The organism is Anaeromyxobacter oryzisoli, assembly GCF_022690765.1.
Taxonomy (GTDB): Bacteria; Myxococcota; Myxococcia; order Myxococcales; family Anaeromyxobacteraceae; genus Anaeromyxobacter; species Anaeromyxobacter oryzisoli.
This window is the reverse complement of record NZ_JALCZA010000012.1, coordinates 28,959-50,967: the sequence shown is the minus strand read 5'-3', so window position 1 is coordinate 50,967 and position 22,009 is coordinate 28,959. Positions and strand designations below refer to the sequence as shown.

14 protein-coding genes, 1 pseudogene and 2 CRISPR repeat arrays (1 of these 17 running past the window's edge) are annotated in these 22,009 nt (G+C 73.3%); of the genes and pseudogenes, 10 read left to right on the top strand and 5 right to left on the bottom strand.

The genetic code is table 11. The features are described from left to right. Positions 1 to 97: 97 nt before the first annotated feature. The 4 genes and pseudogenes from MNZ27_RS06330 to MNZ27_RS06315 all read right to left on the bottom strand — a co-directional run bounded on the left by MNZ27_RS06330 (position 98) and on the right by MNZ27_RS06315 (position 3,319). Positions 98 to 793: a hypothetical protein gene (locus MNZ27_RS06330; RefSeq protein WP_242393196.1), complete on the bottom strand. Its 696-nt coding sequence runs from the start codon at positions 791 to 793 to the stop codon at positions 98 to 100. Between the two features lie 158 nt (positions 794 to 951). Beyond that, positions 952 to 1,536, bottom strand: a pseudogene (locus tag MNZ27_RS24235) (methyl-accepting chemotaxis protein); the annotation flags it as partial. Between the two features lie 39 nt (positions 1,537 to 1,575). Beyond that, a complete protein-coding gene (locus MNZ27_RS24230; protein WP_408629681.1) occupies positions 1,576 to 2,523 on the bottom strand; it encodes a cache domain-containing protein in 948 nt (315 codons plus the stop codon). 250 nt (positions 2,524 to 2,773) lie between these two features. Continuing rightward, the gene (locus tag MNZ27_RS06315; RefSeq protein WP_242393195.1) at positions 2,774 to 3,319 is read right to left on the bottom strand and encodes a hypothetical protein; all 546 of its coding nucleotides are present in this window, start codon (positions 3,317 to 3,319) and stop codon (positions 2,774 to 2,776) included. A 168-nt stretch (positions 3,320 to 3,487) separates the two neighbouring features. Here MNZ27_RS06315 and MNZ27_RS06310 point away from each other — a divergent pair, with 168 nt between their 5' ends. Both MNZ27_RS06310 and MNZ27_RS06305 read left to right on the top strand, forming a co-directional pair. Then, positions 3,488 to 5,200 carry a chemotaxis protein CheW gene (locus MNZ27_RS06310; RefSeq protein WP_242393194.1) on the top strand — a complete coding sequence of 571 codons (1,713 nt, stop codon included), beginning with the start codon at positions 3,488 to 3,490 and terminating at the stop codon, positions 5,198 to 5,200. A gap of 110 nt (positions 5,201 to 5,310) precedes the next feature. Next, positions 5,311 to 5,703, top strand: coding sequence for a DUF4259 domain-containing protein (locus tag MNZ27_RS06305; RefSeq protein ID WP_242393193.1), 393 nt, complete (start codon positions 5,311 to 5,313; stop codon positions 5,701 to 5,703). A gap of 27 nt (positions 5,704 to 5,730) precedes the next feature. Here the strand turns inward: MNZ27_RS06305 and MNZ27_RS06300 are convergent, their stop codons facing one another. Beyond that, positions 5,731 to 7,782: a cytochrome c3 family protein gene (locus tag MNZ27_RS06300; RefSeq protein WP_242393192.1), complete on the bottom strand. Its 2,052-nt coding sequence runs from the start codon at positions 7,780 to 7,782 to the stop codon at positions 5,731 to 5,733. Positions 7,783 to 8,530: 748 nt separating this feature from the next. Between MNZ27_RS06300 and cas3 the strand changes: the two genes are divergently transcribed. Genes cas3 through cas2e form a run of 8 tightly spaced genes read left to right on the top strand, consistent with a single transcriptional unit; the run spans position 8,531 to position 17,279 of the window. Continuing rightward, on the top strand, positions 8,531 to 11,290 hold the full coding sequence (gene cas3, locus MNZ27_RS06295) for a CRISPR-associated helicase Cas3' (protein WP_242393191.1): 2,760 nt from the start codon (positions 8,531 to 8,533) through the stop codon (positions 11,288 to 11,290). Positions 11,291 to 11,292: 2 nt separating this feature from the next. After that, positions 11,293 to 12,927, top strand: a complete 1,635-nt coding sequence (casA, locus tag MNZ27_RS06290; protein WP_242393190.1) for a type I-E CRISPR-associated protein Cse1/CasA — start codon at positions 11,293 to 11,295, stop codon at positions 12,925 to 12,927. After that, complete coding sequence (gene casB / locus MNZ27_RS06285; protein WP_242393189.1) at positions 12,924 to 13,448, top strand: type I-E CRISPR-associated protein Cse2/CasB; 525 nt, start codon at positions 12,924 to 12,926, stop codon at positions 13,446 to 13,448. The genes casA and casB overlap by 4 nt, the downstream gene beginning before the upstream one ends. 30 nt (positions 13,449 to 13,478) lie before the next feature. Continuing rightward, complete coding sequence (cas7e, locus tag MNZ27_RS06280) at positions 13,479 to 14,519, top strand: type I-E CRISPR-associated protein Cas7/Cse4/CasC (RefSeq protein WP_242393188.1); 1,041 nt, start codon at positions 13,479 to 13,481, stop codon at positions 14,517 to 14,519. A 7-nt stretch (positions 14,520 to 14,526) separates the two neighbouring features. Further along, positions 14,527 to 15,327, top strand: coding sequence for a type I-E CRISPR-associated protein Cas5/CasD (cas5e, locus tag MNZ27_RS06275; protein WP_242393187.1), 801 nt, complete (start codon positions 14,527 to 14,529; stop codon positions 15,325 to 15,327). Then, on the top strand, positions 15,266 to 16,051 hold the full coding sequence (gene cas6e, locus MNZ27_RS06270; RefSeq protein WP_308197919.1) for a type I-E CRISPR-associated protein Cas6/Cse3/CasE: 786 nt from the start codon (positions 15,266 to 15,268) through the stop codon (positions 16,049 to 16,051). The genes cas5e and cas6e overlap by 62 nt, the downstream gene beginning before the upstream one ends. Then, entirely contained in the window at positions 16,052 to 16,963 is a 912-nt protein-coding gene (gene cas1e / locus MNZ27_RS06265; protein WP_242393185.1) for a type I-E CRISPR-associated endonuclease Cas1e, read from the top strand. Beyond that, positions 16,944 to 17,279, top strand: a complete 336-nt coding sequence (gene cas2e / locus MNZ27_RS06260; protein WP_242393184.1) for a type I-E CRISPR-associated endoribonuclease Cas2e — start codon at positions 16,944 to 16,946, stop codon at positions 17,277 to 17,279. The genes cas1e and cas2e overlap by 20 nt, the downstream gene beginning before the upstream one ends. 78 nt (positions 17,280 to 17,357) lie before the next feature. After that, positions 17,358 to 21,872: direct repeats of the CRISPR family, unit length 29 nt; unit sequence CCGTTCCCCGCGCCCGCGGGGATGAGCCG. A gap of 91 nt (positions 21,873 to 21,963) precedes the next feature. Further along, positions 21,964 to 22,009: direct repeats of the CRISPR family, unit length 29 nt; it runs 473 nt beyond the window's last position.

The following is a 22,009-nucleotide window of genomic DNA, read 5'->3' as shown; positions in this document are numbered from 1 at the left end:
GGGGCGATCGATCTTTCACCTGCCTTCAGGGCCCGCTCCGGTCGGAGCCTGCCGGCGGAGCCGCGGCCCACCCGGCGCCGGATCGGCCGGACGCCGGTCAGGGCGCCGGGGGCGCCGCGTGCACCGCCGCGCCTCTTCGCCCGACGCCGCGCGACTCCGCGAGCACCGCGCCGGTCGCCGCGTCGCGCGTCCGGACGGCGAGGATGTCCACGACCAGCGCGGGCGCGGTCGCCCCGGCCTGGGCGCCGACCACCTCGACCTCGAGGTCGTGCACCACCCGCCGCGCCGGGTTGCCACGCACGAAGGCGAGGGCGCGCTCCCGCGGGACGTTCACGCTCGCGAAGTGGTCGCCGTTCTTGAACACGAGCAGGTACCGGAGGTCCTCGTCGCAGTAGTCGCCGCGATCGAACCGGATCACCGCGCCCGCCCGGAGCGACGTCGCGAAGCCGCCGGCGGCCAGGTCGTACCCGCCGAGGGTCTGCTCGACGGGCACCACCCAGCGCGCGGTCGCGGCGGCGGCCTCGCTCGCCTCGTCGAGCGAGCTCCGCGAGCGCGCGATCGCCGCGCGGCGCGCGGCCGGATCGAGCTCGCCGCAGACCTCGCCGAACCAGTGGACGAGCCGGTCGTCCGGCGAGCGCGTGCCGGTGCGCTGGTGGTAGAGCAGCGCCGTCTGGAGGGGGCCGAGCACGGGCCCCTCGAACGCAGCGCGCGGCGGGCGCGGCGCGACGGCGGCGCAGGAGGCGAGCAGCGAGGCGGTGACGGCGACGGCGATCTTCACGGTCGGGCGCTCCACGATGAAATGAACGTGGGAGATCATACCGAGTGCACGAGCGCACCGCCGCCCCGTCACCGCAGGACAAGGCCGCCGGGGCGCGCACGCACCGTGGACCCACCTCGCGCACCCGGCCCCGCCGCGTCGTCGCGCCGTCCCGCGCGCCTGGCGCGCCGTCATCAAGACGCGAGGGCGAGGCGACGAGGCCCGCGCGCGCGACCGGGGTCCGCGTCCACCGGGGCGTCGCGGACCCGGAAGTACGCGACGAGCCCCTGCAGCGCCTCCGCCTGCGCCGCCAGCTCTTCCGCCGTCGAGGAGAGCTCCTCCGCGGCCGCGGCGTTCCGCTGGGTCACCTGATCCACGATCGCCATGGCGCTCGACACCTGGGCCACGCCGGCGGTCTGCTCCGCGGAGCCACGCGCGACCTCCTCGACCAGGTCCGAGGTGCGCCGGATCGCCGGGACGAGCTCCTCGACGAGCCTCGACGAGCGACCCGACACCTCGAGGCTCTTCGCGGCGAGGACCCGGATCTCCTTCGCGGAGGCCTGGGCGCGCTCCGCGAGCTTGCGCACCTCGCCCGCGACGACCGCGAACCCGCGCCCGCCCTCCCCCGCGCGCGCCGCCTAGATGGCGGCGTTGAGCGCGAGCAGGTTCGTCTGGTACGCGATCTCCTCGACGATGGTGGTCTTCTCGGCGATGGCCCTCATGGCCGCCGCGGCCTCGGCCACCGTGCGACCGCCCCGCTCCGCGCTCGCCGCCCCATCCCGGGCGACGTCCTCGGTCCTGCGCGCGCTCGCGACGCTCTACTCGATGGACGCGCTCATCCGCTGGAGGGCCGCGGTCATCTCGTCGGCGCTCGCGGCCTGCTCCCCGGTGCCCTGCGAGAGGGACTGCGAGGCGATGGAGACGTGCTGCGACGCCACGGCGAGCGCGTCCGCGCCGGCGCGCACCTCGCCGATCACGTCGGCGAGGCGCCGCCCCATCGCGGACATCGCCGCGAGGAGCCGGCCCACCTCGTCCCCGCTCGTCACCACGAGCTCCTGCCGGAGATCGCCCGCGGCGATCCGGTCGGCCGCGCTCACCGCGCGGGCGAGCGGCCGCGTGATGCCGCGGACGACGAACCACGCGCCGGCGCCCAGGACCGCGACGATCGCCGCCGCCGCCCACAGCACCCGCCGCGCCTCCTCGGCGGAGGCCTCCTCGAGGTCGTCCAGGTACACGCCGGAGCCCACCACCCACCCCCACGGCGCGAAGAGCTTCACGTACGAGATCTTCCGCACCGGCGCGGCCGACCCCGGCTTCGGCCAGAGGTACGCGACCAGGCCGCCCGCCGGCACGCGCCGCGCGAGCTCGGCGAAGTCCACGAACAACCGCTTGCCGTTCGGGTCCCGCTCGTTCGAGAGGTTCTTGCCGTCCAGCCCGGGCTGGTTCGGGTGCATCACCATCCGCGGCTCGAGATCGTTGATCCAGAAGTACTCGGTCCCCTCGTAGCGCAGCCCGCGGACCGCGTCGATCGCCTGGCGCTGCGCGTCGGCGAGCGCCACCCCGGCCTCGACCTGGCGCGCGTACGCGGCGAGGACGCCGTGCACGGTCTCCACGGTGGCGCGGACCTTCGCCTGCCGCTCGTCGAGCATGCGCGTCTCGAGCACGCGCACCGACTGCCAGGCGAGGAGCCCGAGCCCCACCGCTCCGGCGCCGACCAGGATCCTGAGCTTCGTCGCGACGCTGAGCCCCCTGATGAACTCCCGCATGGACTCCTCCGGCTCGGTCTACGGATGAAAGAAACGGCGTTGAAATTTGCGTCACGTCCTCACCCAGCGGGTGAGGCACGCTCCCGCTCGTCGGATCGAACGTGCGTTTTCGCGAGGTTCCACCGGCGCACCCTCGGGACGCAAGCGCTGCGGGTGGCGCAGCCGGGGCGGGGCCTCACGGACCCCGGGTCAAGGACGTGCCGTCCGGCGCGACCCGCTCCGCGCACCGGCACGACGGCTCACGTTTGGATCACGCGCGCTCGCGGCTGCCGAACCGGATGAGGTCGCGCCCACCGCGCGCGAAGGCGGCGAGGAGCGCCCCCGTGCCGTCCGCCCGCGCCTCCGCGAGCTCGCTCGGCGCGAGGAACGTCGCCATCGAGACGACCAGGACGTCCGCCTCGAAGCGCACGGCGTCCGGGACGCCCGGGAACCAGCGGCCGCAGGAGGGCGGCAGGAGCGCGACGCCGGCGCGTCCGTACGCGGCGAGGTACTCGTCGTCGAGGGAGAGCACGGAGACGCCCTCGCTCGCCGGCGCCTCCCGCGCCGCGCGGGCGAGCACCGTGCCGACCCGCACCGGATCGGCGTCGGTGAGCGTGAGCACGACGCGGCGGCTGGCCCGGGCGAGCGTGAACACCGCCGACGTCCCCGGCACGGCCGCCAGCGGGGCGGCGGCGACGACCTCCTCCCCGGCGCCGTCCGCCAGGGGCGAGGCCCAGCAGCGGCCGCGCGTGGAGATCGGGAGCCGGTCCAGGAGGTAGGCGAGGATCCGTGCCTCGAGCCGGGTCAGGGTCGGCATCGCGGTGAGCTTGCCATGCTGGGCGGGGCCTGTCGCGAGGACCAGCGGCCGCGCGCCCCGCCCCGGTCGCCGCGTACGGACGCGTGGCGGCATGGGCGCACACCGCCCGCGGCCACCGGGTATGATCGGACCCGCGGATCGGTCAACCCCGCGTGCTACCCTCGCGCGGTGCAGCTCCTCGCCTTCGACTCCGGCGGGCTCGCGTGCGGCATCGACCTCTCGCGAGTCGCCGAGGTGCTCGACCCCGTCCCGTTGACGCGCGTGCCTGGCGCGCCCCGCGCAGCCCCCGCCGTCGTCGCGGTCCGCGGGGCGGTCCTCACCTACGTGGACGTCGCGGTGCGCCTCGGGCTCGTGCCCCTCGACGTGCGGGGCGCGCTGCTGGTCGTGGACGGCCCCGGCGACGTCGGCGCGTGCGCCCTGAGGGTGGACGCGCTCCGCGGGCTCGAGGCGCTCGCGGAGGGCGCGCTCATGCCGCCCGAGGGGGCGCTGGCCGCGGCCGCCGGCGTGCTCGCAGGGATCGCGCTGCGCGACCGCGGGGCGCTGCTCGTCCTCGACGTCGATCGGCTGCTCGACCCCGCCGCGCTGTGGCGGATGCCAGCGCCAACCCCGAACGCGAACGCGAACCCGACCCCGACCCCGACCCCGACCCCGACCCCGACCCCGACCCCGACCCCGACCCCGACCCCGACCCCGACCCCGACCCCGACCCCGGCCCCGGCCCCGGCCCCGGCCCCGGCCGCAACCACGACCTCGGCGCCGCTCGCGGAGTCGAAGGGCGCACGCTCCGCGGAAGCGTTCGGCAGCCGATCCGTTCGCCCTGAGCGGAGCGCCTGCATCGCAGGCGCGGAGTCGAAGGGCGCACGCTCGGCGGAAGCAGTCGGCAGCGGTTCCGTTCGCCCTGAGCGGAGCGCCTGCATCGCAGGCGCGGAGTCGAAGGGCGCACGCTCGGCGGAACCGGTCGGCAGCGGATCCGTTCGCCCTGAGCGGAGCGCCTGCATCGCAGGCGCGGAGTCGAAGGGCGCACGCCCGGCGGAAGCGATCGGCAGCCGATCCGTTCGCCCTGAGCGGAGCGCCTGCATCGCAGGCGCGGAGTCGAAGGGCGCGCGCTCGGCGGAAGCAGTCGGCAGCGGTTCCGTTCGCCCTGAGCGGAGCGCCTGCATCGCAGGCGCGGAGTCGAAGGGCGCACGCGCGGCGGAAGCGATCGGCAGCCGATCCGTTCGCCCTGAGCGGAGCGCCTGCATCGCAGGCGCGGAGTCGAAGGGCGCGCGCTCGGCGGAAGCGGTGGGCCCGATCCCGACCGTCGACCAGCCCGCCCGTCACACGGCCCCGCTGCTCGCCGCCGCCGCAGCCGCGGCGGTCGCCCTCGCGGTCCTGGCCCTCCGCCCGTCGCGGCGTCCTTCGCCCGCCGCGCCGGTCGCGTCGCGCCCTCCCGTCGCGACCGTGACCGCGACGCCTCCGCCGCCGCCAGCGCCCATCGCTCAGCCCCTCCCCCCGAGCGCCTCCGAGGTCGCGCCGCCCCTGGAGCCCCCGGCCGTCGCCATCCAGGAGCCCGTCGCGGTCCCGGAGCCTCCGCCGCCGCCCGCCCCGCCCGCGCCCGCAGCGCCGCCGCCCCCGCCCCCTTCCGAGCCGGCTCCCGTGCTGGCAGCGCGCGCGGCCTCCGCTCGGCCGATCGAGGCCGCCCCGTCGCTCGCGTCCTTCGATCGCCCCGGCTCCTCCGTTCGCGTCGCGCGCGGCGACACCCTCTGGCACCTCGCCGCGGTCCATCTCGGCGACGCGCGCGCCTGGCCCGCCCTCTTCGCGGCGAACCGGGGCGTGCTCTCCGACCCGGATCTCATCGTGCCCGGCCAGGAGCTGGCGCTGCCCACGCGTCGCCGTCGATGAAGAGCGCGCGGCGTGGGGACCCGCCGCCCATCCGCCCACATCGACAATCGCGGACCGGCCGTGCTCTCCTCCATGCGCGCGTCGGGGAGGGGCGCCGCCGGAGCTTCGCGATGGGTTACCCAGGTTCGCTGGACGGCCGGAACCACGCCTTCGAGCTGATCGCGGAGGCGATCCAGGCGGAGGACGGGCTCGACGTCGTCGCGGACTCGCTCGCCGCGGCCTCGGACGTCCACGGCGACTGGCTCGAGATCCCGGACGCCGCGGCCGCCCTCGCTGCCGCCGAGCTCGTCGCCGCCGCGCGCGGCGCGCCCTCGCCGCTGCTCCCCGCCGAGGCGATCGCCTGGGCCTCCCGCACGCCCGGCCTCGCCGCCCTCGCGTCGCGCGCCCGCACCGCCTGCGAGGCGGTGCGGCGCGACTCCGAGCTGCGCGATCGGTGGGCCGAGTCCGGCGCGGTGGCGGCCTGGGACGCCGCCGTGGTCGCCCTCGCGCGCCGGCTCGCCTGATGTTCCCGGGCTGGCGCCGCGCCGGCGCTACCCGCGCGGCTTCGCGGTCCCTCCGTGCGGATCGTGGCACCCCGTGCACGGCTCCGTGGGCGTCCCGCCGTGGGCCTTCCTGGGCCCCTCCGCCGCCAGGTCGTGGCACGGCAGGCACAGGGCGGCCCCCGAGCGCGCGAGCAGGTGCTCGCGGGGGGAGGCGTGCGGGTCGTGGCACGCGGCGCATTGGCCGTCCCGCGCGGGCGCGTGCGGGGGCTTGCCAGCGCGCTGCGCGAGATCGTGGCACTCCGCACACGCGGTCATGAGGTCCTTGCGGACCTGCGCCGGGGCCGGCCCGCCCTCCGCCGGCGCGTCGTAGTGGCAGCGCGCGCACTCGCGGTCGCCGAAGGGCGGGTGGACGTTCGCGGGCACGAGCTCCTTCCGCGACGACACGTGCGGATCGTGGCAGGACGTGCAGCGCGCCCCGGCGACCGCGTAGCCGCGGTGGGCCTTCGCGGTCTCGGCGCTCTCCAGGTCGTGGCACCCGCCGCACAGCGCAGCCTGATCCTTCACGAGGAGGGCCGGCACGGTCGAGGCGTGCCCGCGGTGGCAGTCGAGGCAGTCGCCGCCCGAGACCGCCTCGTGCACGACCGCCCCCTTCGCCGCGAGCCGGGCCGCCAGCGACCGATGACAGTCGAGGCAGACCTTCGACGGCTCCGCGCGGAACAGCTTCGGCCGCCCCGAGCCGTGCGGATCGTGGCAGGACATGCAGGCGCCCTGCGCGAACGGAGCGTGTCGCGACACACCGCCGCTCCACACCCGCTGCACGGCCACGTGGCACTCCAGGCAGGCCTTCGCCGGCTCGGGCCGGAGCAGCGCCTTCCCGTCGCCGTGCGCGACGTGGCAGCTCGTGCAGGCGCCGCCCGCGAACGGGTTGTGACGCTGCTCGGGCGGACGGCTCTCGATGGTCTTGCGGTGGCAGCCGACGCAGGTCGTCTCGGGCCCGGCGACCAGCAGCCGGGGACGATCGGCAGCGTGCGGCGCGTGACAGGTCGTGCACTCCGCGGCGGGGTGGCCGCGCTTGCCGAGCTCGGCGGCGTGGCACTCGAGGCAGAGCGCACGGCCCGGGCGGACGAGCAGCTTCTTCGGCCCGCCGTGGGGATCGTGACAGTCCGTGCAGTCGCCCGCGCGGACCGGCTCGTGCACCGAGGCCTTCTGCACCCACTCGCGCGCCGCGCGGTGGCACCCGGCGCAGAGCGAGTCGGGGGCGCCGAGGAGCCCCTTCCGATCGGCGCCGTGCGCGTCGTGGCACCCGTCGCAGCGCCCCTGCGCCGCCGGCGGGTGCGGCTGCTCGGCGGTGAGCTTCTCGCCGACCGCCCGGTGACAGCGCACGCAGAGCGCCGGAGGCTGCGCGGCGAGGAGCCGGGCGGCGTCCGCGGCGTGCGGCTGGTGGCACTCGGTGCAGCGGCCCGACCTCACCGGCGCGTGCACGACCTTGCGCTTCGCCTTCTCCTCGAGGTCGCCGTGGCACCCGAAGCAGAGCCCCGGCTGCGGCTCGGTGGAGAACGGCCGCGCCGACGCCGGCGCCGCGTGGCAGTTGCCGCACTCCGGGAGCACCTCGTGGCGGACCTCGCGGAGCAGCCCCTTCTGCGCCGCGGAGTGCGGATCGTGGCAGGAGACGCAGCGGGTCCCCTCGACGCGATACCCGCCGTGCGCCTTCGCGACGTCCGCGTGACACCCGGCGCAGAGCGCGTCCGCGGGCTTCCGCAGGAGCTTCGGCTCGGCCGACGCGTGGGGCGCGTGGCAGGTGGTGCAGCCTTCCGCGGCCGGCGCGTGGACGTTCGCGCGCGAGACGAGCCCCGCGTCGTGGCAGCCCAGGCACAGCCGCGCCTCGCTCCCCTTGAGCAGGAGCTCACCGCGCGCGCCGTGGGAAGCGTGGCAGCTCTCGCAGCCCCCCTCCGCGAACGGCGGGTGCACGGTCCGGAGCGCGCTGGCCGCCCGAACCGCCGGGCGGTGGCACGCCGCGCAGGAGGACGACTCGGCGCGCGACAGGCTGGCCGCGGGCGCCGCGCCCTGGCGCGCACACGCCAAGGCGAGCAGGAGGAGCACAGGGGCGCGCGATGCTCTGATGGATTCCACGATGGGTTTTCCCGGATGGAGCGACCGGGCAGGTATGCCATGGAACGACAGCGCTCCGACTTGACCGCCCGCAGGCGCGCGCGTCATCGGTGCACGCACCCGGGCGCACGCCGTCCGTCCCCTGCCCACCGCGTCATCGCGGACCCGCCACGATCCCGGGACGCTTCCCGCTCCGATGGGGGCTGGATCCCGAGCCGCGGCTGCCTCAAGATCCAGTCAGCAAGAGTGACCTACCAAGGAGGTCTCATCGCCGAGCATGCTGCAGGAGACATCGTTCGAATGCAGACCGGCGCAAGCCGGTAATCGCTCGCCGCAATGACGAGCTCGTAGGTCGAGAGCAGAAAGAAGCACAAGGGGCCCGGTAGCGGGCCCCTTTCGTTTTCGCGCCCGGCGGACCAGGTCGCCGCGCGAATGCCACACGCAGCGTGAAGATGTCGCGCGACTGCGCGTTGGCGCTTCGATGATCCGCTGCCCGGATTTCCGTTGAGTGAAGCGGCGCGGCATCGCGCCTCATGTCACAAAGCGGTAGCCGTGAGATCTTCGCGGATGGGGCCCTTCCGGGATCTACCTCGGGATCGGGGCGCTCGGGGCCAGGAGGAGCGACGCCCTCTGGCAGCCAAGCACCCGTGTTCACGACGCATTCGCGTTCGCCCGAGCTGCAGACGCCGCGGCGCGTGTCCGACCCTCGAATAGGGTGATCATCACGTTGAGTGTCGGAATGAGCGCAACCGGATACTTTGACTACTGGGCGAAGGCTCGCGCAGACGGCCAGACTGCGCCGTTCCACCTGCTTGCCTTCCACTCCCTGGACGTCGCGGCGGTCGGGGCCGAGCTCCTCGAGCGCGACGGGCGGTGGCTCGAGCGGCTCTCCGCGGTGTCCGGGCTGAGCGCCTCGACTCTCCGGCAAGCCCTGCCCTATCTCCTGGCGCTCCACGACCTCGGCAAGTTCTCCGAGCCGTTCCAGGATCAGCAGCCCGAGATCGTGAAGGTTCTCCAGGGCGCGAGGACGCCGCGCGCGTGCAACCTTCGGCATGACACTCTGGGTTACCTGCTCTGGTGGAGCTGGGGCGCGCGCCAGCCGGATCCGCGCGAAGCCGGGCTGCTCGAGGCGCTTCACTCGGTCATGGTCGCCGGGGAAATCATCTGCAGGCGTGACCTTGGCGAGGTCATGCAGAGCTGGATGGCGGCGGTGCTGGCACATCACGGGAAACCGCCGGAGCTCGCGGTGCTTCCGCCGGACGTCTTCAAGGCCCATCCAGCGTCTCCGCTCGCCCGAAGCAGGCTGGACGCGGCGTCCTTCGCGCGGGCAGTGAGGGACCTCCTCCGGCCGGGAGCGATGGCGACGGAGCTGGACGACATCGACGCCCTGATCGAACGGATGAAGCGCTCCTCGTGGTGGCTCGCCGGGTTCACGATCCTCTGCGACTGGCTCGGATCAGACACCAGGTACTTCCCCTACGAGCGCGAGCCCAGGGAGCTCGAGGCGTACTGGGCGACTGCCCGGTCCGCGGCGCGCCGCGCCGTGGACGCCAGCGGGCTCTCCGGAAGCCGACCGCGTAGCTTCGCCGGGCTGGAGCAGCTCTTTCCGGCGATCGCGGGGAGGGCAAGCCCTCTCCAGACTTCGGCCGCGACCGTAGACCTCGGGGCGGGGCCGCAGCTCTTCGTCCTGGAGGACCTGACCGGCTCGGGCAAGACCGAGGCGGCGCTCACGCTCGCGCACCGCCTTATGGCGGCAGGGCGCGCCGACGGGCTGTTCTTCGCCCTGCCGACGATGGCGACCGCCAACGCGATGCACGCGCGCGTCGAGCCGCTGGTCGGGAAGCTGTTCGACGGGAGCCCGTCGTACCTGCTGACCCACAGCGGCCCTCGCCTCACGGAGCGCGACCGGATCGCGCTGGCGAGCGGACCTCGGGACGTGCCCTACGGGCGCGAGGAGCAGCAGACCGCGAGCCGGACCGCGTCCGCCTGGCTCGCCGACAGCCGCAAGAAAGCGCTGCTCGCCGAGCTGGGCGTGGGGACCATCGACCAGGCCCTCCTAGCGACGCTCCAGAGCAAGCACGCGGCGCTGCGGCTCCTCGGACTGCACCGGAAGGTGCTCGTCGTCGATGAGGTCCACGCCTGCGACCCGTACATGCTCGGCGTGCTGTGCGCGCTCCTCGCGGCGCACGCGTCCCTGGGCGGGAGCGCCATCCTCCTCAGCGCGACCCTTCCCCTCGAACAGCGCCGGAAGCTCACCCGCGCGTTCGTCGAGGGGCTCGGGCGGCGAGGCCAGCAGGTCCCATCGTCGCTGGCTTACCCGCTCGTCACCGCCTTCGGCGCCGATCGGATCCTCGAGCAGCCCGTCGCCCCGCGTGCGGGAACGCCGCGGTCACTCCCCGTTCGCCGGCGGGGCTCGGTGTCCGAGGTCGTGGAGCGGCTGGTCGAGGCGGCGCGTGCCGGCCAGTGTGCGTGCTGGGTGCGGAACAGCGTGAAGGACGCGATCGAGGGGCACGAAGCCGTCGCCGCCGCGCTCGACGCAGCGGACGTGACGCTCTTTCACGCACGCTTCGCCCTCGGAGACCGCCTGCGAATCGAACAGGACGTCCTGAACCGGTTCGGCCGGGAGAGCGCGGTGGAGCGGCGGCGCGGTCATGTGGTCGTGGCGACGCAGGTTGTCGAGCAGTCGCTCGACATCGACTTCGACGTCATGGTGAGCGACCTCTGTCCGATCGACCGGTTGATCCAACGCGCCGGGCGGCTCCAGCGACACCCGGACCGGTTTCCGGACCGAGCACCACCGGTGCTCGAGGTGCTGTCGCCGGCGTGGTCCGACGATCCGCCGTCGAGCTGGCTCGCCTCGCCGTTTCATCGGACTGCGCGTGTCTACCCCGATCCGGCGGTGCTCTGGCGAACGGCCCGAGAGCTCCATCGAAGGGAACAGCTCATCCTGCCGCAGGACGCTCGCGAGCTCGTCGAGCGCGTATACGATGACCCCGAAACGCCGCGGTCCCTGGAGCAGCGCAGCAACGCTGCGCTGGGTCAGGACCTGGCGCATGCCTCGGTCGCCTCGAACGCCGTCATCGACCTTGATCTCGGTTACCTGCGCGAGGGCGCGGACTGGTCGAGCGAGGCGCATACGCCCACGCGCCTCGGAGAGCCCACCACGACCGTCCGGCTCGCGCGGGTGGACGAGCGCGGAGCGCGCGCCTGGTTCAGCCAGTGCGAGGCACGCCTGGTCTGGCCGCTCAGCCAGCTCAGCGTGGCGCGCCGGCTCGTGTCCGGGCCGGATCCCGGCGACGAAGCGCTCCGGAAGGACCTGGAAGCGAACCAGCCGTTCGTCGGCGACGACATCGCCACCGTGCTGCTTCGCCCATCGGGTGACGGAACGTGGGGCGGCCGGGCCTTCGCCGAGCGGACCCGTAAAGGCGAGAAGTACCAGGTGAGGGTCCGAGTCCGATACTCGGAGCAAAGGGGTTTCGAAGTGCAGGAAGGGGAGTGATCGTGGCCTACAACCTCATCGATGAGCGCTGGATCCCGGTCGAGCGGAAGAGCGGAAAGGTGGAGATGATCGCGCCGGCGGAGGTCGCCGACCCGGAAGACCCGCCACTGCGCATCGCGAGCCCACGGCCCGACTTCGACGGAGCGCTGCTCGAGTTTCTCATCGGCCTCCTGCAGACCGCGGCGGCGCCCGCGACGGAGCGCGCCTGGGAGCGCGAGTTCGAGACGCCGCCGACCGTCCAGGCGCTGAAGAAGCGCTTCGATACCGTACGCTCAGCGTTCTTCCTCGACGGGGATGGGCCACGTTTCATGCAGGAAGTAACGCTCACGCCGAGCGATTCAAAATTGAAGCAGATCGGCTACCTTCTCGTCGATCGGGCGGGCGAGGACAACATCGAGGACGGCCCGAGCTTGTTCACCAAGCCGGGCGATATACCATCGCTCTCCTATCCCGCAGCAGCCGCCGCGCTCTACCTGATGCAGTCCCGGGCGCCTTCGGGGGGCGGTGGTGGTGGCGGACACTTCACCAGTCTCCGCGGCGGATCCGCACTGTCAGGAGTCATCGTCGGAAAGCAGCTTTGGGATACTTTGTGGCTCAACGTGTTGCCTTCCGACGTTTTCGGCGACGCCGAAGCCTCCGCAGGCACCAAGACTTTTCCATGGCTGGGAGCAATCCGAAGCGGCAACAAGAAGACGGGGGCCCCGACTCCCGCGTCAGCCGTCACTCCTGCCCACTCCTATTGGGCGCTGCCGCGTCGTCTGCTGCTCGCCGATCAGAACTCAACTTCTCGTTGCGCCGTGTACCCTGAGTACGAGGCGAAGAACTGGCTGTCGGTCAGGACCGCGACAGCTGGAATGCGATACGAAGGTCTTCTGCATCCGCTGGCAGCCTACACACGCAAGTCGGAAAGCGATCCGTGGCTGCCCTTCCTCACGCCGGAGGATGGATTCAGCTATCGAAACTGGCCGGTGCTCGTACAGAGCTCGATCCGCAGCAGGCCGCCCCGTGTGGTTTCACATTTCGCGTCTACTCGGAGGGTGGAAATGGTCGAGACTCCTCGCCTGACCGCTTTCGGTTACGCGATGGAGAGCATGAAACCGCTGCGCTGGTGCCGTGCGGAGACGCCCCTGATTCTGGTAGCCCCCACGCTCGCGGAGAAGTTCGCCGCCGACGCCGAAGCCCTCGTCGCTGTCAGCGAGGAGGTCCGGAGGGCGTTCACGTACCGGGTGAAGTCGGCTTGGAGCGATCGCCCGGACGACCTCGACGTGCACAAGGTCCTGGGCCGCGTGAACCCCGTCTTCTGGTCGCGAACGGAGACTGAATTCTTCGCGGCCGTGGAGGGCATCAAGCATGGGCTCGAGACCGACGACGACGCGCTGCGCGTCGCGGTCCGCGAGAAATGGCTCCGGGCCCTCCACCAGGCGGCGCTCGAGCTGTTCGACACCTTCGTGGAGATCACCGCGGATCTGGCCGCCCCCGACCTGAGGCGTGCCGTGCTGGCCCGCCGGAGCCTCTACCAGTTCACGTTCCCGTCCTCCCCGAAGCTCCGCAAGCTTCTCGGCTTGCCCGTCGAGGAGAGGTCGGAGGGCGGCAGCAAGCCCCGGGCTCGCAAGCCCAGGAAGGAGAGCAACCCGTGACCGAACCGCGTACCGAGGAGGCGTCGCCGCCGGAGCAGCGCTCCAGCGTCTGGCGCTGGTGGAAGAGCCTGGCCGAGGAGGACCGCGCCGGCCGCGCCGAGCTTCGGCGCTGCGGGACGGTCGCCGAGGTCGCGTTCACGGCCCCCTACCACAGGCTGCTGCAGCGCCTCGGCTCGCGCCTCGCCAACGGCGACGCGGCGCGCGTCGCGGTCGCGGCCGCCGTGCTCGCGCACGTCGACGACGAGCCCGCCGCACCCTCCTCGATCGCCCGACAGATGGGCACGCCCAGGGGCGACGGGGAGGGGCCGCTGGTGAGCGACACCCGATTCCGGCACCTGATTCGCAACGAGGCCCCTGACGAGCTCCTGCGCGAGCTCGTCAGGACGGTCAGGCAGCTCGACCGGAAGGTGTCGGTGGACGTGCTGTTCCGCAACGTCATGCGCTGGGACGAGCCGACCCGGGTCCGGTGGGCTCGGGACTTCTACGAGGCAGCCCCTCCCGAGCCGAAGAAGAAGGACTGATTCACCCCACGTCTGCCTTTGGAGATCGCCATGTCCAACACGTTCCTGCAGCTCCATTTCCTGACCCCTTACGCACCGTCCAACCTCAACCGCGACGATCTCGGGAGACCGAAGACCGCCCTGTTCGGCGGCAGCCAGCGCCTCCGTGTGAGCTCGCAGAGCCTGAAGCGGGCGTGGAGAACCTCGACCGTGTTCGAGACGGAGCTGGCGGAGCACCTCGGTACGCGCACCAAGCGCTTCGGGGATCTCGTCCTCCCGATCCTGCAGAAGAGCCTCGACGAGAAGAAGGCGAAGAAGCTCGCGAGCCGGCTGGCCGGACACTTCGGCGCGGTGAAAGAGGAGGGGCTGCGGACGGAACAGCTCGCGCACATCACCCCGGAGGAGCAGCGGCACCTCGAGAAGCTCGCCGCGAAGCTTGCGCGCGAAGATGGACGTGAGCCCACCGACGAGGAGCTGGCAGGCCTCCTCGGCCGCGCGCGCGGTGCCGCAGATGTCGCCCTGTTCGGCCGGATGCTCGCGGCCAAGACGGAGTTCAACGTCGAGGCTGCATGCCAGGTTGCCCACGCCATCTCGATCCACAAGGTGGCGATCGAGGACGACTACTTCACCGCCGTAGACGATCTGAAGCCCGCGAAGGAAGACGCTGGCGCCGCACACGTGGGCACGCAGGAGTTCGCCTCGGCCGTGCTGTACCACTACGTGTGCGTCGATCGCGGCCTCCTCGCGGAGAACCTGGGCGGCGACGAGGATCTGCTCCACAAGACGCTCCGCGCGCTGGGAGAGGCCTGCCTGACGGTCGCGCCGAACGGGAAACAGAACAGCTTCGCGTCGCGGTCGCGGGCACACTTCGCGCTGGTCGAGAAGGGATCGAGCCAGCCACGCTCGCTCGCCTCCGCGTTCCTGCGGCCCGTGACCGGTGATGACCTGCTGGCCGACGGCGTGAAGGCGCTCCAGACGACTCGCCAGGCGCTCGACGCCATCTACGAGGACGTGGTCCCCTCGGCTTACTTCGACGCTTCGACCGGCTCCGGGACCAAGGAGGCCGTGCTCGACTTCTTCGCGGAAGCTTGAGCCACCCATGAACCATTTTCTCTGTTTCCGGCTGCACGGCGCGCTTGCGTCGTGGGGCGACATCGCCGTCGGCGAGCGCCGCCCCAGCACACCACACCCCTCGCGCTCTGCCGTGCTGGGGCTGATGGCCGGCGCCCTCGGCATCCGCCGCGACGACGCGGACGCGTGGACCGAGCTCGACCGCGACATCGGGTTCGCCTCGCGGACCGACGCTCCCGGTGAGCTGCTGCTCGACTTTCACACCGCACAGGGTCCCGACGAGAAGCTCCTCCGGGCGCAGGCGGGCGCCGCCCGGAAGGCGGGGGCGCTCTGGCATCGACCGGCCACTCGCCGCGCCGAGCTCGCCTTCGGACGTCAAGCTCTCTCGACGATGCTGAGTAGCCGGCAATACCGGGTGGACGCCGCTTGGACCGTGGCCCTGTGGCTGCGCTCAGACGGTTCGCGCTGGTCGCTCGAGCAGCTCGCGAATGCGCTCCGGCGACCGCACTTCGTCCCTTACCTCGGGAGGAAGAGCTGTCCATTCGATATTCCCATGGAGCCGCAGCTCGTGGTCGCGCCGGATCCCATCGCGGCGATGGCGAGCGCCGCCTTCCACACGAATGGCCTCCTCGAGGCGGTCTTGTCTGGCGGGAAGGGCAAGGCGACGGTCCAGTGGGAGGGCGCTTGGCCAGGGCTGGAGCCGTCCCAGACCTCGCGGCGCCGAGATCGCGTGCTGAACCGGGCCCGGTGGCAGTTCACGGAGCGCGATGAGCACCAGAAGGGCTGGAGCGCGCCGGAAGGAGATCGCCATGTTCCTCAGCAGGGTTGAGCTCGGGCCACGCGCCACGGAACGAGAGGAGTTCTGGCGCGAGGTCTCGCGGCCGTACGGCGCCCACCAGGCGCTCTGGAAGCTGCTCGGGCGCGATCCCGAGCAGAAGCGCGACTTCCTCTTCCGCGCGGAGGAGTGCAGGGGTCGTCCGAGCTTCCTCGTCCTCTCCGCGCAGCGGCCCGAGGTAGGGACGGACGGACTGTGGGGCGTCGAGTCGAAGCCGTTCGCGCCGGAACTCGGCGTCGGGCAGCGTCTCGGGTTCCGGCTCAGGGCGAGCCCCGTCGTGAGCCGCGGCGAGCGAGTGGAAGGAAAGGCGAACCGGCGCATCCACCGCCACGACGTGGTGATGGATCTGACGAGGAGACTCCGCGATTCCGGAGAACCGATGCCGGACCTTACGGAGCGCATCCGTGACTCCGGTTTGGCCTGGCTCGTGAAGCAATCGGAGCGCGCGGGCTTCCGCCTCGCGTCGACTTCGGTCGAGGCCATCGGTGATGACGGCCTGCTGGAGGCCGAGCCGCGGGAGCAAACAGCCGTCCGGGTCGACGGATACCAGCAGCACCGGATCGTCCGCCGCGGTGCGACGGCGATCCGCTTCAGCACGCTCGACTTCGAGGGTGTGCTCGAGGTGGTTGATCCCGCCGTGTTCGTGGCGAAGGTCATCGCCGGCTTCGGCCCGCAGAAGGCGTTCGGGTGCGGCCTGATGCTGCTGCGGAGGACATGAGTGCTGCCGCCGCCCGGCCCCATCCAGCTCAAGGAGCGCGTCTCCCTGGTGTTCCTGGAGTACGGGAACCTGGATGTCCTCGATGGAGCGTTCGTGCTCGTGGATAAGAACGGGGTCAGGACCCACATCCCCGTGGGCAGCGTCGCGTGCATCATGCTGGAACCCGGGACTCGGGTATCGCACGCGGCCATCGCGCTTGCGGCCCGGGTCGGCACGCTCCTGGTGTGGGTCGGGGAGGCCGGGGTCCGGCTTTACGCGGCGGGGCAGCCCGGCGGCGCGCGCAGCGACCGGCTGCTGTTCCAGGCACGGCTCGCGCTCGACGACGAGCTGCGGCTCAAGGTGGTCCGCAAGATGTACGCGCTCCGCTTCGGAGACGAGCCCCCGGCGCGACGCAGCGTCGAGCAGCTCCGGGGCATCGAGGGGGCTCGCGTCCGCGAGACGTACAAGCGGCTGGCGCAGAAGTACGGAGTCGACTGGGAGAAGCGAGAGTACGACGCGACCACGTGGGAGTCCGGGGACCTCCCGAACCGCTGCCTGAGCGCCGCCACCGCCTGCCTCTACGGCATCACCGAAGCGGCCGTCCTGGCGGCGGGCTATGCGCCCGCAATCGGGTTCATCCACACCGGCAAGCCGCTGTCCTTCGTCTACGACATCGGCGACATCGTGAAGTTCGAGACGGTCGTGCCGATCGCATTCGAGCAGGCGGCCAAGGTTCCACACGACCCGGAGCGCACCGTGCGAATCGCCTGCCGGAACGTCTTCAGGCAGTCGAAGCTGCTCGAACGGCTGATCCCGCTCATCGAGGAGGTACTCGACGCGGGCGGAATCGAGAAGCCGGGGGCCGCAACGGACCAGCTCGCGCCGGCCATCCCGAGCGTAAGAGGGATCGGAGATGTTGGTCATCGTGGTTGAAAACGCGCCCGATCGCCTCCGCGGGCGTCTCGCATGCTGGCTCCTCCAGGTTCGCGCCGGGGTCTACGTAGGGGACGTCTCGAAGCGTGTTCGCGAGATGCTCTGGGCACAGGTCGAGGGCGGGATCGAAGGGGGCAACGCCATCGCGGCCTGGAGCGCGCCCAACGAATCCGGCTTCGAGCTCGCGACGTTCGGCCCGAACCGACGCGTTCCCGTCGACCTCGACGGGCTCACGCTGGTCTCGTTCGGACCAGAGGTCGTCGCGGCGGAACAGGCACCGAAGCCTCCATCTGGGTTCGGCCTGCGCAAGCCCTGAACGTTCGGACATGTAGGCAACCTGGTAGCTTTGCTCTTTGACACCAACCCTATAGATTTTCGACTGCTTTCAATTGGTCCGTTCCCCGCGCCCGCGGGGATGAGCCGGTGGCGGGGTTGTCGATCTGGGGCTCGACGAACCGTTCCCCGCGCCCGCGGGGATGAGCCGGACGGGGACCCGGTTCGTCGCGGTCAACACCGCCGTTCCCCGCGCCCGCGGGGATGAGCCGGTCCGGGACCCGCTCTCCAGGCAGCACATCCCCCGTTCCCCGCGCCCGCGGGGATGAGCCGTACTTGTGGATGATGCGCGGATACGTCTGGACCCGTTCCCCGCGCCCGCGGGGATGAGCCGAGCGCGGAACGTCGATCCGCCTCCTGGGCGTCCCGTTCCCCGCGCCCGCGGGGATGAGCCGTCGACCGCGGCGACTACCTTCGTCGTGATGAACCGTTCCCCGCGCCCGCGGGGATGAGCCGGTGGCGACGCGCTCGAAGGCGACGGGCGTCACCCGTTCCCCGCGCCCGCGGGGATGAGCCGCGGTCACCCGCAGGGCGATCTCGGTTGGGCCACCGTTCCCCGCGCCCGCGGGGATGAGCCGGCGCTCGCCACCGCAGCCAAGGCCGCTGGGCTCCGTTCCCCGCGCCCGCGGGGATGAGCCGTCCGAGGCGGTGAGCGTCTTCCGCTCACGCCACCGTTCCCCGCGCCCGCGGGGATGAGCCGCTGTTGCGCGAGCACCGGGGCGTCCTGGACGACCGTTCCCCGCGCCCGCGGGGATGAGCCGGTGACCGCCGATGGCACGATCGCGGCGGGGACCCGTTCCCCGCGCCCGCGGGGATGAGCCGTGCGTCGCCGAGAGCTTCGGCGCGGTCACGCCCCGTTCCCCGCGCCCGCGGGGATGAGCCCGCCGCGGCCTGCCCGCCCGCCGGCCCGCCGGCCCGTTCCCCGCGCCCGCGGGGATGAGCCGGATCCCGACTCCGTGACGACCGCGGGGCGCCTCCGTTCCCCGCGCCCGCGGGGATGAGCCGGCCCGCCGCGGTCGCCCCCCGGCCTCCGGCACCCGTTCCCCGCGCCCGCGGGGATGAGCCGCCACCGCGCGGGGATGAGCCGCTCGACGGCAAGGGCGCGGAGTACGTCGGCGCCCGTTCCCCGCGCCCGCGGGGATGAGCCGGAGAGCGAGGCGCGATGAGACAGCGATTCTACCCGTTCCCCGCGCCCGCGGGGATGAGCCGCTGCTCGCGAGCTACGCGGAAGACCTGCCCCGCCCGTTCCCCGCGCCCGCGGGGATGAGCCGTCGAGGATCACCCCGTCCTCGACCTCGTTGCACCGTTCCCCGCGCCCGCGGGGATGAGCCGCTGACCCTGGATCAGGCAACGTTGCTGGTGTCCCGTTCCCCGCGCCCGCGGGGATGAGCCGCTTGTCTGATGTGACGCTCGAAGCGCTGGGGGCCGTTCCCCGCGCCCGCGGGGATGAGCCGCCAACGGTCGCCGTGTCCGCGGTCTCCGTGGACCGTTCCCCGCGCCCGCGGGGATGAGCCGCGCGAGGCGCACGAGCTGGAGGCGCTCCTCCGCCGTTCCCCGCGCCCGCGGGGATGAGCCGCCCTGGTATCAGGCCACCCGGCACACCTACGCCCGTTCCCCGCGCCCGCGGGGATGAGCCGGCGGAGGCGGTCGCCTGGTTCCGCGCGATGGACCGTTCCCCGCGCCCGCGGGGATGAGCCGGCCGGCTGGCCGCGCGCGCTCACCGCCGAGATCCGTTCCCCGCGCCCGCGGGGATGAGCCGATCCCTGCCAAACCCGGCGATCCGTGCGATCCCCGTTCCCCGCGCCCGCGGGGATGAGCCGGCGCTGTTCTGGGGCCCGGACCGCAGCGGATACCGTTCCCCGCGCCCGCGGGGATGAGCCGCGAGCGTAGGTAGTCGCGCACGGGATGATACGCCGTTCCCCGCGCCCGCGGGGATGAGCCGCCGGCGGTTGAGGCGCACCCGTCCCGGTGGTCCCGTTCCCCGCGCCCGCGGGGATGAGCCGTCGGCCTCGCGCTCGATGTCCCCGTACAGGCGCCGTTCCCCGCGCCCGCGGGGATGAGCCGATCGATGTGTCGTCGTCCCGGACGAACCGGACCCGTTCCCCGCGCCCGCGGGGATGAGCCGCTCCCGTGCGTCGCGATCTCGCCGGTCGCGTGCCGTTCCCCGCGCCCGCGGGGATGAGCCCGTACTTCGCGGGGATCGCCGCCGCGCTCGGCTCCGTTCCCCGCGCCCGCGGGGATGAGCCGCGCCCTGCAGGCCGGGTTCAACGCCGGATGGGCCGTTCCCCGCGCCCGCGGGGATGAGCCGGGGCAGGACGGATCCGCCGCTGGCGCGGGAGACCGTTCCCCGCGCCCGCGGGGATGAGCCGTCAGGCACGGGAGAGCACCTCGAGCTCCTCGCCCGTTCCCCGCGCCCGCGGGGATGAGCCGTCGCCGGGGGCGTGCGTGCTCGGGCTCCGGAACCGTTCCCCGCGCCCGCGGGGATGAGCCTCCGCCGCGCCGGCCCCCGCCCGGCCTCTGGCGCCGTTCCCCGCGCCCGCGGGGATGAGCCGTGATCCACCTGGGCGGGTTCGCGCGGACCGGGCCGTTCCCCGCGCCCGCGGGGATGAGCCGGCCCTCGGCGCCGCTGTCTCGAGCCAGGCCGCCCGTTCCCCGCGCCCGCGGGGATGAGCCGTGAACGGGTAGAGGAGGAGGACATGGCGACGACCGTTCCCCGCGCCCGCGGGGATGAGCCGATCCCCGTGCCCCTGTTCCTTGTCTCGCTCGGCCGTTCCCCGCGCCCGCGGGGATGAGCCGCCCGACACCGAGTTCGGCAAGGAGATCGGTAACCGTTCCCCGCGCCCGCGGGGATGAGCCGGCGACCGTCGCGTACCTCGCCGAGCAGGAGTGCCGTTCCCCGCGCCCGCGGGGATGAGCCGGCGCGGCAGTTCGCGGATCGGAGCACGAGCGGCCGTTCCCCGCGCCCGCGGGGATGAGCCGCGTGCCCCGCGTGCGGAACCCCGGCCCCGAAGCCGTTCCCCGCGCCCGCGGGGATGAGCCGGCCCGCCGGATCTCGATCCGCTCGTCCCGCAGCCGTTCCCCGCGCCCGCGGGGATGAGCCGCCCGGGGCGATGTTGCGCTGCCTGGCCATCAGCCGTTCCCCGCGCCCGCGGGGATGAGCCGGTCGCGGCTGAGTCGAGCGGGAGCGGATCGAGCCCGAGACGCCGTTCCCCGCGCCCGCGGGGATGAGCCGCCGCCCTCCCCGCTCGACTCCCGCACGCGGAACCGTTCCCCGCGCCCGCGGGGATGAGCCGGAGTGCTTCGCGGTGTTCTCGGGCTTGTCGTTCCGTTCCCCGCGCCCGCGGGGATGAGCCGGCCTCGAGGACGTCGTGCTGCCAGGCGTCGATCCGTTCCCCGCGCCCGCGGGGATGAGCCGCGCGAGGGGGTGCGCCGATGAAGTGCCACGGCCCGTTCCCCGCGCCCGCGGGGATGAGCCGGGGATCGAGCCGAAGACCGACCTCCAGCTTTACCGTTCCCCGCGCCCGCGGGGATGAGCCGGTCGGGACCGGGGTCGAGTCGGGCAAGCCGGACCGTTCCCCGCGCCCGCGGGGATGAGCCGACGCCGACGTGACTTTGCAGATCCCCGGTTGCCCGTTCCCCGCGCCCGCGGGGATGAGCCGAACGTGACGGGCCTGGACGGCGCGCGCGGCGGCCGTTCCCCGCGCCCGCGGGGATGAGCCGACGGTCGGCAAGGTCGGCGGGATGGCGATCGCCCGTTCCCCGCGCCCGCGGGGATGAGCCGCTCTTCCGGAGGGTGGCGGAAGACTTCTTCGCCCGTTCCCCGCGCCCGCGGGGATGAGCCGTTCGGCGGGCTGTGGATTCTAGCGAAGGGCCCCCGTTCCCCGCGCCCGCGGGGATGAGCCGTGATCGATCGGATGCCACACCCTACACGCGGACCGTTCCCCGCGCCCGCGGGGATGAGCCGGCGCGGGTCTTCTCGAGTGCGGGGCGAGACTCCCCGTTCCCCGCGCCCGCGGGGATGAGCCGCTCGTCGACCTGGTCGAGCCGAAGTACGCCGACCGTTCCCCGCGCCCGCGGGGATGAGCCGGCCGCCGCCGAGGCTCGCGCGGAGCGGCTCGCCCGTTCCCCGCGCCCGCGGGGATGAGCCGGTGTGGGACGACGGCCCGATGTGGCCCGAGTACCGTTCCCCGCGCCCGCGGGGATGAGCCGATCCATGCCTTGCGCCGGTGGAGGTCGCGGTCCCGTTCCCCGCGCCCGCGGGGATGAGCCGCGGCCCGGGAGCGGGGCGGGGCTCGTCTTCCGCCGTTCCCCGCGCCCGCGGGGATGAGCCGTCCGCATCCCCTCGGGCCGCATCGTGGACCTGCCGTTCCCCGCGCCCGCGGGGATGAGCCGACCGGGGCGGGCAACGCGGTCAAGAAGATCATCCCGCTCCCCGCGCCCGCGGGGATGAGCCGCCGGACCTGGCGCGCACGTGGGAGACGGGCCTCCGTTCCCCGCGCCCGCGGGGATGAGCCGTACCCTCCCCGCAGCACCACCTCGTGCCCGTCCCGTTCCCCGCGCCCGCGGGGATGAGCCGCCCTTCGGCTTCTTCGTGCCGTCGCCGGACACCCGTTCCCCGCGCGGCGGGGATGAGCCGGCCGCGCGCGAGTGCCTCGCCGAGCTCCTCGACCGTTCCCCGCGTCCGCGGGGATGAGCCGGATCTGGCCGAGGTCG